Origin of the sequence: Polyangium sorediatum (assembly GCF_029946465.1) — a bacterium.
Lineage (GTDB): Bacteria > Myxococcota_A > Polyangia > Polyangiales > Polyangiaceae > Polyangium > Polyangium fumosum.
In genome coordinates this window covers 165122-180327 of sequence record NZ_JARZHI010000006.1, presented here as the reverse complement: position 1 = coordinate 180327, position 15206 = coordinate 165122, and the positions used below count along the sequence as shown (strand labels likewise).

The window sequence follows — 15206 nt, the reverse complement described above, 5'->3', positions numbered from 1 at the left end:
TACCAGGCGGGCAGACTCGAAAGCGTGCGTACGCGAGCGAAACCACGAATGGCTGCGTACGTACGTTCGCAAGAAACGGGAATGCTACCGTCCCGAAAAAAACCGGTAGTATGTGGAGACCGGAGGATCGACCTACCGATGAAGGCAGGGGAGCACCGCGCAGAAGCGCCGTCGATGACGAGGGACGAGTCCCTCGGGACGATCCCCCCAGGGACCATCCCTCCTGGCTCGGGCGCGGTGGCGACGGCCCCCGCGTGGCTCGACGAACTGCTCGTCAGTGAACACCTGCACGTGGCTTTCCAGCCGATCGTGGATCTCGGCACGGGCGAGGTGATGGGGCGCGAGGTGCTCGGTCGCCTCGGCCCGGGCGCGTCGGAGGCCCACGCGCGTGGCGTGTCGGGGCCGCAGGCGCTCCTCGAGATGGCGCACTCGCACGGCAGGCTCGTGGCCGTGGATCGGCGCTTTCGCGAGATCGGGATCGAGACGCTCGCGCGTGTGGGATCCGAGGGCGTGTTTTTCCTGAACGTCGATCCGCGGGTGATCGACGATCCGGCGTTCAGCGCGGGTTTCACGCGGCGGCTCCTGGAGGAGCATGGGGTCGCGCCGACGCGCATCGTCCTGGAGCTGACGGAGTCGGGGGCGGTGCTCGACAGCGATCGGCTCGAGCGGATCGTGCGGCACTACGCGAGCCAAGGGTTTCGGATCGCGCTCGACGACGTGGGCGCGGGGTATGCGTCGCTGACGGCGCTCGTGCGTGTGCGGCCGCATTTCCTGAAGCTCGACAAGGCGATCGTGCGGCACCTCGCGGGGGATCCGCTGCGCGCGCACCTCGTGCGATCGCTCGCGGATTTCGGGCGGCGCGCGGGGATCCAGGTGATCGCCGAGGGCATCGAGGACGAGCACGATCTGCAAGCGCTGCTCGCGTGCGGCGTGGAGCTTGGTCAGGGGTATCTGCTCGCGAGGCCTGCGCCGGAGCTCGGGCCGCTCCCGACGCCCGTGAAGGATCTCGTGCGGCGCGCGGCGAAGCAGGCGGAGCGGGATGGGCAGTCGAGCCCGCCGCCGCGCACGATCGCTGCGCTTCGTGGCTCGCATGCGTCGGTGCTGCCGGGGACGCCCGCGGGGGAGGTCGCGGGGCTGCTCCGGCGATCGACGGGACTTACCGCGCTGCCCGTGGTGGACAGTGAGGGGCACGTGCTTGGGTTGGCGACGCGGGAGCGGCTGCTCGACGAGCTCGCGCACATGCGTCGTGGTGGCAGCCCGATCGTGGCGTTGATGGATCCGCATCCGTTGCGCGTGGACGAGGCGACGTCGCTGCCGGTCGCGTTGCGGCTGGCGACATCGCGAGACGAGTCGCGCGTGTACGATCCGGTGATCGTGGAGCATCAGGGGCGGTACCTCGGCATCGTGACGATGCAGGTGCTGATGCGGGCGGTCGCGGACGGGGAGTTTTAGTTTCACCTCGAAGGGGGGCGTCGCAGCGCACCCGACCCCGCGTGCGCGCGTTGCAAACGCAGATCGCGGCGCACCAGACCCCGCGTGCACGCGTTGCAAACCGGTCTTCGACCGTGCGTGTGCCGTCTGCACGCGTTGCAAACGGGTCTTCGAACGTGCGTGGTGCCGTCTGCACGCGTTGCAAACGGGTCTACGAACGTGCGTGTGCCGTCTGCACGCGTTGCAAACGGGTCTACGAACGTTCGTTCTGCCGTCTGCACGTGTTGCACACGGGTCCTCGAACGTAGGGTGTGACGTTTGCACGCGTTGCGAACGGGTCTTCGATCGTGCGTTGTGCCGCGTGCACGTGTTGCGAACGGGTCTTCCGACGTCCTGTCGTGCGTTTGCACGCGTTGCAGACACCGATCGGAGTGCGCCGATTCATCTCGGAGGGGATGTCAAGCCTATTCTCGGTCGCTGAACGCACGCGTGTATGCACGCTTGTGGGCCCGATCGCCTTCCTTTCGCCTGGGGTAGCGATGCCTTCACACCGTGTGCCCGCATCCCGGTCGCCGCATCCTCGGGCGTGTTGCGTCTCGGTATGGCTCCTCGGGTGCGGCGCGGCGCGCGTGCCCGCGGTGGGGTGGGCGGAGGAGCTGCACGGAAAGAGTGTGTTTCGGTGGTCTCTGCTAGGGTCGGGCCCCCGCGTCTTGAACTTTGGCCGTTCGGTGAATGTGGTGGCAGAAGCATGGCACGTCGTCTGAATACGCTCGAGGTCGACTCTTGCCTTCGCCGGCTCGTGTTCGTCGCCGGAAATGTCGTCCTGCTCGGGATGCAAGGGTGCGGCGGAAGCACCTCACCAAGGGAGACCCCGACCGTCGTCCCTCCCCCGACCCAATCCGCCGAACCATCAGGCGCCACCCCTGCGAGCGGCTCCAGCTCAGCCCCGGCCTCCGGGCAGCCGTTTCACTGTTACGCGGCAGAGGCTGACGGCGAGAAGGTTGCCGAATGCAAGCCGACCCTCGATCAATGCAAAACGAGCCTAGCCGAATCGACCCGCCAGGGTGCGAAGGTGGTCGAAGCGTGCAACGGTCTCGCGCAGGCTTACTGTTTACAATTCAGGAATAACATGAAGCAGGTCGTGTGGACTTGCCGGAAAACAGAGGCTGACTGCGCCACCGCCACGTCGTGGGTGAATGCGGTGTTCCCGTCGCAGATGATGAGCACGTGCGCGGTGCACGCGACCCACCCCGAAACGCCCTGAAGCGCCAAGGTGGCGGCCCGCTTTGCGCGTGAGCAACGCTTGCCGCTTCCGCTGCCGCTTCCGCGACCGCTTCCGCTTCCGCCTCCGCCTCCGCTCCCGCTTCCGCGGAAAGCGCATTCAATGGGCCTCGTCCGGGCTCCTCCATTCTACCCGCGTGCTCGGAAGGCAAAAGGCCAAGCCGTGCTCGCCATGCTCGCCATGCTCGCGCGCCTCGATAACTCGTCACGGTCTTCGTTCCTGCGGGCGTATACATCTGGAAGGTATGCGCCATGGGCGTGCGCTCCCAAAACGTAAACTGCGCCTTGCACCCTACAGTTTGACCTTGACAAGCCGTTTGGTTCGCCAAACGTTCGACTTCGGATCCCATGGTTTCGTCAGGGCCTATCGTCGGGATGCGGCCAGATCCATCCGCCAAAAGAGAAGCCCTGCATCGGATCCTGGCATTGGTGACTTACCGGGCGCGCCTACGACCACCCCATACGTGTTCAAGCCGTGATCGGCGACTTCGGCCGCGCTGCCTGCCGGGTTCAGAAGGCGCCGCTCACCGAGAGCATCGCGCCGGTTATCGTTTTACCGCTCTGGACAGGGGTGAGCGAGAAGGTCGGCGGCGGCAGCATCAGCCGGCCTGAGTCCGCCGCCCACGCGCTGGCGAAGCGCTCGACCGGCGTGGGGAAGAGGAAAAACGCCGCTGAGGCTGCCGCCGAGATCGTGGCGAGGCCACCATATTCCATGCTGAGCGTGTAGTTACCGGGCTCTTCGAGCTGAGTCTTGGCGAACATCCCGAGGCAGAGGAGGGACACACCTGTAAACGCACTGCCGGTGATCAGGCGGCCGGTGCGGGCTCTGGCGGCCAGCTTGAAGAGGCGCTCCTCCGTCCTGTCGATGAGGGACGGCAAGCCCGCAGCAGACGTGGCGCGGAGGCTCGTCGCGAAGTCTCGATACAGCTTCTCCTCCTCCGAGAGCGTGAGTAGCCCGTAAATCCCCCCGCCGAGAAGGAGGGCGCCCGAGAGCGCGCTCGCGCCGATCGTGACCCTCCCCGACGGATCGTTTCGCAGGTCGGTCGTGAGAAGCCCGATCGTGGTCGCGACCCCGAACCCTCCGATCGTCAACATTGCCCCGGAGGTCAGTTGACGATAGGTCCGGCTGAAATCGGCCGTCTCGAAGAGGATGTGGTCCATCCGCAGCGCGTCCTGTCGCGAGACGCCGTAGATCTCGGCGCTCTCCGTCGAGTCCGCGCGCGCGTGAGCGGCCAGCGCGCGGGGGCCGAAAGGCGCCGCGAACAGCATCCGCAGCACCTCGTTCGGGCCGCGCGGCTCGACCGGGGGCTCGGTCGGGGTGAGCGCGGCGAGCCGGATCGGCTCGGCCACCTTCGCCCCGTCGAGGGTGTAGCGGTGGAGCGGGCGGCCGCCGGACTCGCTCACCTCGCGCTCCTCCACGGTGGCGCGCGCCACCCAGGAGGCCGGGATCCGCAGCGTCGCCGCCGCGCCGCGCTCCTTATGGACGTCGATCCAAGGCAGGGCGTTCTCATCACGCACCGTCAGGCGCACGGGGCTCTCTGCGTCGAGCTCGAGCCGCGCGCCCGACGCGCGCTGCACGGGGAAGAGCGGCGTGCGCCCGTCTCCTCTGGGGCCCTGCGCGAATACATGCGGGCGGTAAAGTGGGTTCTTCACCTTCTCGCTCGCCACCTCGACGAAGGCGCGCAGCTCATGGTAGGTGACTTCGCCGTCGCCGTTCGCGTCGGCGCCGCCCAGCATCCCCGAGCGCACGGCGTGGCTGAAGATGCCCGATTGCAGCTCCGACCATTCGAAGACCTCGGCCTCGGCGCTCGTCGAGAGGAACACACCCACGTTGGGCAGCCGATCGCTGAGGCTCCTCGCAGCCTTCGCGGTGACGGCGAGCCGCTGTCCGCCGGGCTTGCGCGCGTTGAGCACGAAGAACGAGTTGCAGCTATCGAGGATGACGTGCGAGCGCGTGGATGGGATCGACTTGAGCATCGCCTCGACCTCGTCCGAGGTGAAGCGCCCGTCGCGCAGCTCGAGGAAGCCCTTGCCCTGGTCGACGTCGCCGTGGCCGGCGAAGATGAAGTAGAAATCGACCTCTGCCCCGTCGCGCGTCGCCTCGCCTGCGGCGCGCGCGATCTGCGCCGCCGCCGCCTTCACGCCCGCCTTCGTGGGCGGGCTCGCCTTCTTCTGCACCACCGGGAAGAGGCGCGTGGAGTCGGTATCGAGCTCGGTGAGCAGGTGGACGTTGTCCTCGGGCGCGAGCATGCGGAAGGCCTCGTAGTACTTGGCGCCGTCGTCGTCCGCATAGCGGAGCTCGGGGCGGCCGAGCTCGGCGCTGCGGTTGTTGGTGACGACGAGCGCGAAGACGGCGCGGGCCGGCGCCGCGGCGGCCTCTCGGGCAGGCATGGCGACGAGCGCGAGCGCGAGCGTGGAGGAGGCGGCGAGGTGAGCGACGCGAGCAGAGCGGTTCATGAAGGGATCCTCAAGGCGAGCCGGGTGGGTTGAGAGAGACGGTGAGCTCCTGGATCACGGCGCCTGGGAAGCGGGCGCGCAGCGACGCGAGGTCAAGGGCGGAGGGCACGAGCGACTCGATCTGCGACACGTGGAGCGACCTCGGGCAGACGATGCTCACGAGGCGGAGCGGACCCGGCGCGGGCGCGTCGAGCACGGCGGCCGTCGGCAGGGGCGCGTCGGTCTCGGCGTGCTCGAGCGCGATCGCGCCCGGATCATCCGCGGCGTCGAGGTAAGCGGGCTGGATCCAGTGCACCTCGCCGGCGGCGTCCACGGCGAACACCAACAGGAACGCCGATCCGGCGGGGCCGAGGTTGACATACGAGACCGCGTAGGCCGTGTCCTTCGTCACCACCTCAGCCGCGGCGAGCGGCTCGAGGCGCTCGCCAGCGCGATGGATGAAGATGCCCACGTCGCGCTGCAAGGACGCGGAGGCCACTCCGCCACGCGCCGTGAAGAGGCCGGCGTCGTGGCTCATCGCGCGGGCCCCGATCCAGAACGCGGCCACGGCCGCCGCGGCCGCGAGCGCTCCCAAGGGCGCCCATGGAAGGCGCCGCGCGCCCCTCTTTGCCGGAGCGTGCGCGGGCGGCTCGACCTCGATCCGGCGCATGATCTTCGCCACGGCGTCCGGCGACGGCGCGCCGTGTACGGGGGCCGCGAGCGCGCGCGTGAGCGCCTCCAGCGCGGCCAGCGCTTTCTGGCACCGCGCGCAGCCCGCGATGTGTGCGCGCAGCGCTGCGGCGCGGTTCTCTGTCGCCTGTCCATCGAGCAGCGCGATGAACTCGTCTTCTGTCGAGCATTCGTGGCTCATGATCGTCTCCACTCCGTGAGGTGGCCATGAAGCCGCTTGAGGCCATGAAAGACGCGCGAGCGCACGGTCGACTCGGAGGCGCCGACGATGGCCGCGATGTCTTCGTACGCGAGCGACTCGCTGAACCGCAGGAGGAGCGCCTCGCGCATCGGCTCGGGCAGCTCGCCGAGCGCGCGGTGCACGTCGCCCTCGAGCTCGCGTGCGATGAGCGCCTCCACGTGGTCGGGGCGCTCGTCGACGACACGCTCGAGATCGGCGGGCGCGGCGACGCTGGGCAACCAACGCTCACGCCGCCGGGCCCCACGCCCATGGTTGCGGCACAGGTTCCGGGCGGTGGTGTAGAGGAGCACGAGGAATTTCTCCTGGGGCCGGTACGACACGCGGTGAGCCCAGATGCGGATCCACGTCTCCTGGACGATGTCCTCCGCGGCGGCGATGTCGCCGATCTGCTTGGCGCAGAAGCTCGTCAAGCGGCCCACGTAACGCTGGGCGAGCGCGGCGAAGGCCGCCTTCGACCCGGTGCGGGCGAGCAGCATCAGATCATCATCGGGCCGCTCGTTGAGCGGCGCGGCGGCGCGCGCCGCTTCGCGGCGCGGCTCGAGGAGGATCACCTTGGGCATGGCGCTTCTGGCTGGATAGAACCCCGGCTGGCGCCGCGTGTTGAAAAAGAAATGGGCGGCGCGGCTCTTTCAGGCACCTGCCGCCTGAAAGAGCCGCACCCAGGGTGTTCCTCCGGGTTGAACTGGTTGCTCAGAGGGTGTTCAACAGGCTTGTTGCGCGGTCGTTCGACGCTTGGGGGCTTCGGTCGCCTTACGGCGCCCTTCGCCCCAACCCCGTGCGTCGGTCGGACTTCTACGGCCGAAAACCCTGAGCTCACAGACCGCTCGGCCCAAGAGGCCTGGCACCTCGCATGTGCCTCCTTGTAGGCCGTCGCGGCGGGCGTCAACATAGCGCGCCTGCCGAAGCTCTATGTCATCGGGGTGAGTACGCGTCCGAATCGTGCCGGATTTCCGCTTGTGCAATGGACCTTCGAGCGTGCGAAGGCGCATGGCGGCTTCGATGCCGAGCTCGTCGATCTGCGAGACGTAGGTCTCCCGCTGTTCGACGAGCCGAATCATCCGCGGCTGCGGCAGTACGAGCATGAGCACACGAAGCGATGGAGCGCGAAGATCGACGCGGCCGATGCGTTCGTCTTCGTCACGCCCGAGTACAACCACGGTGCGCCGCCGTCGCTCATCAATGCGCTCGACTACTTGGTCCACGAGTGGGCGTACAAGCCGGTGAGCTTCGTGAGCTACGGCGGTCCGGCCGGCGGTACACGCGCCGTGCAAATGGTGAAGCCCATGTTGGTCGCGCTGAAGATGATGCCGCTCAACGAATCGGTGATGGTGCCGTTCTTCGCGAACAGCATCGACGTCCATCAAGTCTTCAGCCCGAGCGAGCTTCAAGAGACGCACGCGAAGATGATGTTCGATGCGCTGGCGAAGTGGACCCCTGCGCTCGTCGGGCTCCGCGCGTGACCGCGGGCGCGCCATCTGTTCCCCTTGCCGGACGACCGGCATCAAATCGGAACGCGCCGCGCCGCACATCCATAACCTGCTATCGGACCGCCCAATGAACGAATAGAACCGTGGATACGATTGCCATAACGAGCCGAGCACGCGGACACAATCGACCTCCCCGGACGAAAACAAAGAACAACCGTCCCGAAAGCACCGGAAGCGGAAGCGGTCGCGGAAGCGGTCGCGGAAGCGGTCGCGGAAGCGGAAGCGGTCGCGGAAGCGGAAGCGGAAGCGGCAGCTACAACGTACTCTCGGGCCCGTAACAGGCCCCCACGAAGCCGCAATGCAGCTTGCGGCATCGATCGAGCGGGACGGCATCAAAACGATCGGCCCAGCGTGCCTCGGCGAAGCGCTCGCCGAGGGTCCTCAGCTCGTTCGAGAAGCGGTCATGCTCTGCATTCGTGATCGTTCCGCCCTCCCCGTCCGACGCGAGAAAGATCGGCTCCGGCGAGGAACCTGCGAGAAACACGACCCCCGCGCGAATGCGCCGCTCAGGCTCGCGGCGATGCATGCTGAGCGCATACGCGTGGAGCTGGAACGCATAAACCGAGAGGTCCGAACGCGGACGCGAGAGCTTGTAGTCGATGACGTCGACGGTGCCATCGGGGCGAAAAACGACAAAATCGACGGCTCCACGAAGACCGAGCGCACGCGCAGAGCCATCAGGCGCTGGGGAAAGGCCAATCGTGAGGACAAACGGCTCCTCGCGTAGCATGCGCAGGCCCTGATCGCGGATCCCCCGGGTGTAGGGGCCGTCGAGGAAAGCTGCAATCCCCTCGGCAATGCGTGCGGCCTCGGGCATCTCGGGGCGGAGACCCGCGAGCGCGAGGCGACGGCGGACGTCAGCGACGTCGACGGAGCGGCCAAAGGCCTCGCGCGGCCAGCGTTCGAGGACGCCGTGGGCTGCGAGGCCACGGATGCGCGGGTCGAGATCGGCCTCCGTGTCGACCTCCACCGCTTCGGCCGCAGGATCGCCGGGCAGCTCCACGTACCCGGTGCTGATCGGCTCGTCGAAGCCCATGAGCTGGCGCAACCGGAAGCGGCGCGCGCAGCCCTGGAAAAGCGAGAGCGGGGTCGTGGCGATCGAGATCGTGCGCGTCGGCGGGCGCTCGGGCCAGGGCGGCGCGGGGCCTGTCGGGGAGACGGCTCCATGGCGCGCCTCGCGGGGCTGCGCGTGGGGATCGGCAAGGAGGGCCGAGGCTTGCTCGCGGCGCGTGATTGCGTCCTTGATCGTGGCCTTCGTGAGGCCGTCTTTCAGGGACTCGAACGCGGAGCCGCCCTTCGCGCGCTTGCGCGACCCTTCCGGCGGATCGGGGACGCCAATCATGACGAGCGCGCGCTTGGGCCGCGTCATCGCGACGTACGTGAGCCGCTGCCGCTCGGCGAGCTCACGCGCGCGGGCAAGCTCGTCCGCTTTCGCCTGCGCTTCGGTGCGGAGCGCGTCGAGCACGGGCCGCTCGCCTCGTTCGAGCCGCGAGAGCATCACGTCGGAGAGCGGATCCGGGCGCGAGGCGTGGTGCCGCAGGATGAGCGTGGGCTTGGGACCGCCGAGGGAGGCGATCTGGAGGCCCGAGGGCCGCGGCGCGACGCCTGCGTCGAGGTCGAGGACGATCACGACAGGGAAGTCGAGGCCCTTGCTCGCGTGGATCGTCATGAGGCGGACGGCGTCTTCCTCCTCGGCGAACGTGGTGTCGTCGCGCTCGTCGGAGTCGTCCCGCATGCGGCGATCGAGCCAGCGGACGAAGCCGGGGAGCGAGCCGCCGCGGCGCCGCGCCACGCCGAGGAGGCGATCGACGTGGCCGATGCGCATCTCGGGGCGAGGCATGGAGGCGAAGACACGGTCGAGGTCGAAGGCCGCGACGGCCGCGCGGATCGCCTCGCCCGGGTGCAGGCGCAGGGCCGCGCGGCGTAGCTCGGTGAAGCGGCGGACGAAGTCTTCGAGGCGCGTACGATCCGCGGGGCCGAGCTTTTCCCAGGCGGGCAAGGCCGGGAGCAGGCGCGGGGCGTCCGATCGTTCGAGGGGCAACGACAAACCGGTTTTCGGCGCGCCGAGCCACGCGAGCGCGGCGTCGGACAAACCGACCGCTGGGCCGCGCAGGACCGTGGCGAGCGCGAGGCGGTCGCGCCGATCGACGAGGAGGCGAAGGACCGCGGCGACGTCGCGGACCTCGGAGGTGTCGAAGAGGGCGCGGCCCGCGACGATGTGCGGGATGTCGATGCGGGCGAGCGCGAGCTCGAGGAGCGGGAGTGTCTTGCGGCGGCGCGCGAGGATGGCGATGTCGCGGAAGGCGCCCTCGCCGCTGCGAACGTACCGCGCGGTGAAGGCCGCGGCGACGAAGGCTTCGCGCATGGAGCGCGTGGCGCCGCGGACGACGGGCTCGGCGTCGGGCGGCGAGGCGCCGTCGTCGTCGACGAGCACGACCTCGCCGGTGCCTGCGGCTTCCGCGACGGGGACGAGGCGATCGGCGGGGCCATAGACGACCTCGAAGTCACGCGGGTGCGCGTCTCCCGGGGCGTGGAAATCGTGGGCGGAGAAGGCGTTGACGAAGTCGAGGATCTTGCCGCCGCTGCGTCGGCTCTCGCGGAGGGCGACGAGGTCGGCGCGGGCCTCGTCGGCGCAGATCTCGGGCGCGAGGGCGAGGGCCTCGCGGGCGAGCGGGCCGCAGAGCTCGCCCGTGATGCGCGAGAAGACGGCGACGTCGGCGCCGCGGAAGCCGTAGATGGATTGCTTGCGGTCGCCGACGAGGAAGAGGCCGTGGGCGACGAGGTTTTCCGCGATGGGAGCGCGGCCGGGTGGGCGGTCGCTGTCCTCGCGCTCGCGGAGGAGGTAGACGATGTCGCGTTGCGCGCGGCTCGTGTCCTGGAACTCGTCGACGAGGAGCGCGTCGATGGAAGCGCGGACCTGCGCGGCGATCTCGGGGCGATCGCGGAGGCCGTCGCGGGCCATGCGGAGCATGTCGCCGAAGCTCAGGAGGCCTTCCTTGCGGCGGAGGGCGCCGAGGCGGGTGCGCGCGTCTTCGAGCAGGGCGACGATGCCACGCTCGCGCACGGAGAGCGCGGGGGCCTCGCGGAGGAGGGCGAGCAGGCCTGCGGCGCGGTCGGGGTTGCTGTCGCCGGGCAGCTCCTCGCGGAAGGCGGCGAACTCCTTGTCGGCGTCGCTCGTCTTGCCGCGCATGGCGACGGCGAAAAGCTCGCGGAGCGGCTCTTCCGCGACGGCCGGGACGAGCTCGCCGGGGCTCGCCTGCGCGAGGGCGCGCGCGAGGACCTGCGCGGCGTCCTTGGTGCGTTGTCCGCCCGCGATGCAGGTGGCGACGATGGAGTCGAGCGAGGCGCGGAGGGAGCGGGCGCCGCCTTCGTGTTCAGCGAGCAGGAGCTCCGAGGGCAAGAGGCCTTCTTCGTCGAGGCGGTCGCAGAGGCTCGCGACCTGCTTGCGCGCGCCCCACACGCCGTTCGCGGCGGCGACGAGCGCGCGCGCGGCTTCGGCTTGATCGCCGCCGGCCGAGAGCGCAGCCGAGAGCGCCTCGTCCACCGCGAGATCCGCGAGCGCCTGCGCCTCGTCCTCCTCGACCACGCGCGCCTGCGGATCCACGCCGAGCGCGAGCGCATGGGTCCGGACGATCTGCTGCGCGAGGCCGTGCAACGTGTCGATGCGCGCGCCCGCGGCGCGTCCGAGCGCGTCCGCCGCGCGGCGCTTGATCTCGGGGATGGACGGGGGATCGGCGAGGATCGCGCGCCGCGCTGCGATGAGCCCGGCGAGCTTGGGTTCGGGTCCTTCGTCGTCCCACGCGGCGATCTCGGAGAGCGCGGCTTGCACGCGGGTCGCGATCTCCTGCGCCGCGGCGCGCGAAAAGGTCGTCGCGACGATCCGCTCGGGCGGGATCGGCGCGGCGGGCTCGTCGCCTTCGGCCTGGCCCATCGAGGTGAGCCCGAGCGTGAGCAGGACGTAGAGCGCCGTGAGCCGGTACGTCTTGCCGGTACCCGCGCTCGCGGCGACGACGATGTTGCGGCGGAAGGCGTAGAGGAGCGCGTCTTCCGGCGGAAGCGTGAGGCTCATCCGCCGCCCTCCTCGTCCGCCTCGCCCGGCACCACGGCCGGCCTGCGGCAGACGTCCCGCGCGTCACACCGATCGCAGAGATCCCCCTTCACGGGCCGCGGCTCGATACGCCCGTCCCAGAGCGAGAGCACCACCTTGCGGGCCGTGCGCTCGGCGTCGAGGCGCTTGTCCGCGATGGCCTTTCGATCCGTGTCCTTGGCGGGCTTCGCGCTGATCTCGCCGCGCTTGTCCACCCCCAGGTAAAGCGCCTGCACCTCCTCGGCGCCCGTCGCCCGCGCCACGGCCGCGGCGTAGAGCGGCAGTTGCAGGTGCAAGGTTCCCTGTTCGCTCTTGCTCGGGATCTGCCCCGTCTTGTAGTCGACGACGCGCGCCGCGCTCTTGCCGCCGTCGCCTCGATCCACGCGGTCGATCTTGCCCTCGACGAAGACCGACGCCCCCGGCGCCGCGTCCCCCTCCCCTTCCCCCGGCATCGGCGTGATCGGGAGCGCGTCCCAAGGCGCCGCGACCGACGGGCCGAAGGGCTGCTCGGCGAGCGCGAAGGAATACCCTTGCTCTTCGAGGCCATGCGCGACGAAGCCAAGCGCGACGTCGACGGCCGCGATCAAGAGCTCACGCCGGAGCGGCGCCGCCTCCTTGTCCGCGCCGACCTCGCGCATCGCCGCATCACGCGCAGCTTCGAGCGCCTTTCTGCGGTTCGCGCGCCCGCCCGCCTCCCACGCCGCCCGGAACGCCGCCGCCGTGGCCGCGTGGACCTGCGTGCCCCGCTCGCGTGGATCGGCCGCTTCGAGCGCGTCTTCCTGGCGACGCGTGCGCCAGACGCGCCGAGCAAACCCCGCGAACGCGCAGCCCGCGGCCTTCTCGATGTGCGTGACCGCGATCGGGCGCCCGGGCAAGTCCCCGCCCACGCACGCGCGGAGGTGCGCGGCGAGCTCGGGATCGGCCACGTCGATCCGGCCCGTGAAGGGCCCCGCGTCCGCACGCGGATCCAGGAAGTACGCAAGACGCGCCCGCTCGATGGAGACGCGATCCGCGATGAGCGGCGCCGGGAGCGAGCCCGCCGAGAGCGCGACGAGCTCCGCGCCGCGGGGATCGATCCGCGAGGCCGCCCGCGACACACGCGAGGAGGGCTCGACGCGCTCGGGGATCTTCGATCGAAGCGCGCGCGTGACGGTCGGGTGCGGGGCCGCCTCGTCGTCGGTGGTGCTGTACGAGAGCACGACGCGCCGCGCTCCGCCCATGGCCCAGGCGAGTTCGGCGCGACGAATCCGATCCCGCTCGCGCGCCGTCGGCGGTCGGGCCGAGGCCGGCAGCGTGGACCAGAGCCGCTCGTCGATGAGGCCGCCGTCCGACTCCGGCCCATACCCGCCAGGCCCGAGTCCCGTGACGAGGAGGACGTCGTACGGGATGCCACAAAGCTCGGAGGGCCGGGCAATACGAACGGCGCTGGCCCGGCTGCCGCCGCCGTCGGATCGACCTTGCGTCGCGCTCGCCCGACGCACCTCGGCATAAAGCTCTTCGACGCGGGCCGGCGTCGCTTCGAGGCCGAGCATGGCCGCCGCTTCGACGACGGCGCGTGTCGCGTCGCGAATGGCCCGCACCGCGGCTTGCCCTTCGCCAATGGCCCGGAGCGCGAGGGATCGGCCGCGGAGCGCCTCGACCCGGAGCGCCGCGCCGAGCTCGCCGATCGAGGGCCGGCCGAGATCGAGTTTGTCGCATAACGCGCCAAACCTCACCGCAATCTCGGCCCGGGTGGTTCCCTTCGCGAGGAGCGCGACGCTCTCCAGCATTCGCGTGAGCGCATCCGGCATCCAGGCCTCGTCTGTATCGCCCGCAGCTTCGATGACGGCGCGGAGATTCTCGACGAGCAGCGTGCCGGTCCGATCGACCTCGACGGGGACGTCGCGCAACCTATGCGCGAGCAATGCGGCCTTTGCCTCGGCGTCGCGCTCGGCGCGCTCGGAGACCCAGATACCGGAATGAAGGCCGGGCGCGCGGAGGATATCGATGACCCGTTCCCGCGTGACGGGCCCGGACGCGAGCGCAAAGAGGCCCAGCGCGGCGCGGCCCTCGGGCGAAGCGTCGGCCGAGGGGCCCCGGGGCTCGTGAAAAGGAATGCGCGCATCGGAGAGGGCGGCGCGGAGCGGATCGAGGGTGCCGTCGTCGAGCGCGGGGACGACGATCGCAATGGATTCGGGCGGGACGCCGCTGCCGAGCGCGCTCAAGACCTCGGCCGCGACGGCGCGCGCTTCGCCCTCGGGGCCCGCGGCGCGCAAGACGAGGGAGGCAGCGCCGTCGCGGAGCGGGCTCCAATCGAGGGAGGGGCCAAACGCGAGCTCGGACCAGCGTTTTTCGAGGACGGTGGCGACAGAGCCGACGGCCTCTTCGTCGAGGTCCGTCGGTTCGAACAGGGATTCGCCCGAGAAAAGCGGCATGTCGACGACGAGGCCACGGCCGCCGGCCTCGCGTGCGCGGGCGTGCAAGGCTTCGAGCCAGGAGAGGTCGTCGGCCTCGAAGGAGACGAGGCCGGAGACGGTGACGTCGTACGCCGACATTTCCTGGAGGAGGGCGTCACAAGGGCCCCGTCGGAGGGCGCGAGACAGGACGAACCCGGCGCTGCGGGGGTCGACGAGGCTTTTGCTCGCGAGGATTTCGTCGGCCCGGCGCATGACCTCGGCGAGGAGCGCGGCCTGGGGGCCCTCGGCCTGGAAGAGGTGGTCAGGCCGAACGCCCGCGCGCCGGAGGCGGCCGAGGGCAGAGTCGACGACATCGGCAAACGCGACGCGCTCGGCGGGTGCGTCGGGGAGATCCACGCCGGCGACGGGGCCGGCTTCGAGGGCGACGCGGGAGACGAGGCGGGTGACGGCGTTCGAGGCGAGGCCACAATCCGGCTCGACCATGGCAAGGGCGCCCTGCACGAAGGCGCGCAAGGTCCTGGCGCCACGAGCAGCTTGGCCCGGCGCAGCAAGAGCGAGCTCGACGTGGCGATCGGTGGGCGCGAGAAACAGGCGCGCCTTTTTGGCAGGGGGGGGATCGGGGGGCAAGAGGTTTCCCCGGGGGAAGCGTCGGGCGGGTGAAACGGGGGACGGGGGTGGGGGGTTTGCCAGGGTTCGGAGGCGCTCGCTGGAGCGGGACGAATCTCCGGGAAGATTCCCCGACATACCCGCACCACGTCACGCGCGCCCCTGCGACCTCATCGGACCAGCTTCGAGGGGGTGCGGTCGGGTATCGCGAGGAGGTGGACGTTGCTCGGAGGTGGGATGGCGTCCTCCCGACGACCTTCTCGAACCTGCTCGGATACCCGCAGGCCCCCACTTCCGAGCAGATCGGACCTGCCCGAACACCCGCGCGGAGCCTCTCGGAGCAGGTTGGAGGAGCGCGCCCGTGCCTCGGGCTGGGTCCGCGAGAAGGTCGGAGATGCTCGGTCGAGGCGCCGGGCGGCGCCGGGGAGCTTGTCGGATCTCACCGCGGGAGGCGGCGGGAGGTAGGTTCGGGCAGGTCGGAGGAGCTCGCCGGGGGAAGCCGCGGGGCGGCGAGCAGGTTCGAGGTGCTACGGGGTGGTGGGCGTCGCCTC

Annotated in this window: 7 protein-coding genes; 2 read left to right on the top strand and 5 right to left on the bottom strand. The window is 70.1% G+C overall.

What is annotated here, in order from left to right; translation table 11 throughout:
- Positions 1-138 precede the first annotated feature (138 nt).
- Positions 139-1452 (top strand): EAL domain-containing protein, encoded by a 1314-nt coding sequence (locus QHF89_RS10090; RefSeq protein ID WP_284720319.1) that lies wholly within the window; start codon positions 139-141, stop codon positions 1450-1452.
- 1770 nt (positions 1453-3222) lie between these two features.
- Here QHF89_RS10090 and QHF89_RS10085 read toward each other — a convergent pair.
- Genes QHF89_RS10085 through QHF89_RS10075 form a run of 3 tightly spaced genes read right to left on the bottom strand, consistent with a single transcriptional unit; the run spans position 3223 to position 6639 of the window.
- Complete coding sequence (locus QHF89_RS10085) at positions 3223-5169, bottom strand: hypothetical protein (protein ID WP_136965625.1); 1947 nt, start codon at positions 5167-5169, stop codon at positions 3223-3225.
- A gap of 10 nt (positions 5170-5179) precedes the next feature.
- Positions 5180-6019, bottom strand: coding sequence for an anti-sigma factor family protein (locus QHF89_RS10080; protein ID WP_136965626.1), 840 nt, complete (start codon positions 6017-6019; stop codon positions 5180-5182).
- Complete coding sequence (locus QHF89_RS10075; RefSeq protein ID WP_136965627.1) at positions 6016-6639, bottom strand: RNA polymerase sigma factor; 624 nt, start codon at positions 6637-6639, stop codon at positions 6016-6018. Before QHF89_RS10075 ends, QHF89_RS10080 begins: the two co-directional genes overlap by 4 nt.
- 336 nt (positions 6640-6975) lie before the next feature.
- Between QHF89_RS10075 and QHF89_RS10070 the strand changes: the two genes are divergently transcribed.
- Positions 6976-7539: an NADPH-dependent FMN reductase gene (locus QHF89_RS10070; protein ID WP_136965628.1), complete on the top strand. Its 564-nt coding sequence runs from the start codon at positions 6976-6978 to the stop codon at positions 7537-7539.
- A 280-nt stretch (positions 7540-7819) separates the two neighbouring features.
- Here QHF89_RS10070 and QHF89_RS10065 read toward each other — a convergent pair whose 3' ends face one another.
- Positions 7820-11635: a UvrD-helicase domain-containing protein gene (locus QHF89_RS10065; protein ID WP_136965630.1), complete on the bottom strand. Its 3816-nt coding sequence runs from the start codon at positions 11633-11635 to the stop codon at positions 7820-7822.
- Positions 11632-14532: a PD-(D/E)XK nuclease family protein gene (locus QHF89_RS10060; protein WP_284720318.1), complete on the bottom strand. Its 2901-nt coding sequence runs from the start codon at positions 14530-14532 to the stop codon at positions 11632-11634. Before QHF89_RS10060 ends, QHF89_RS10065 begins: the two co-directional genes overlap by 4 nt.
- Positions 14533-15206: the final 674 nt, after the last annotated feature.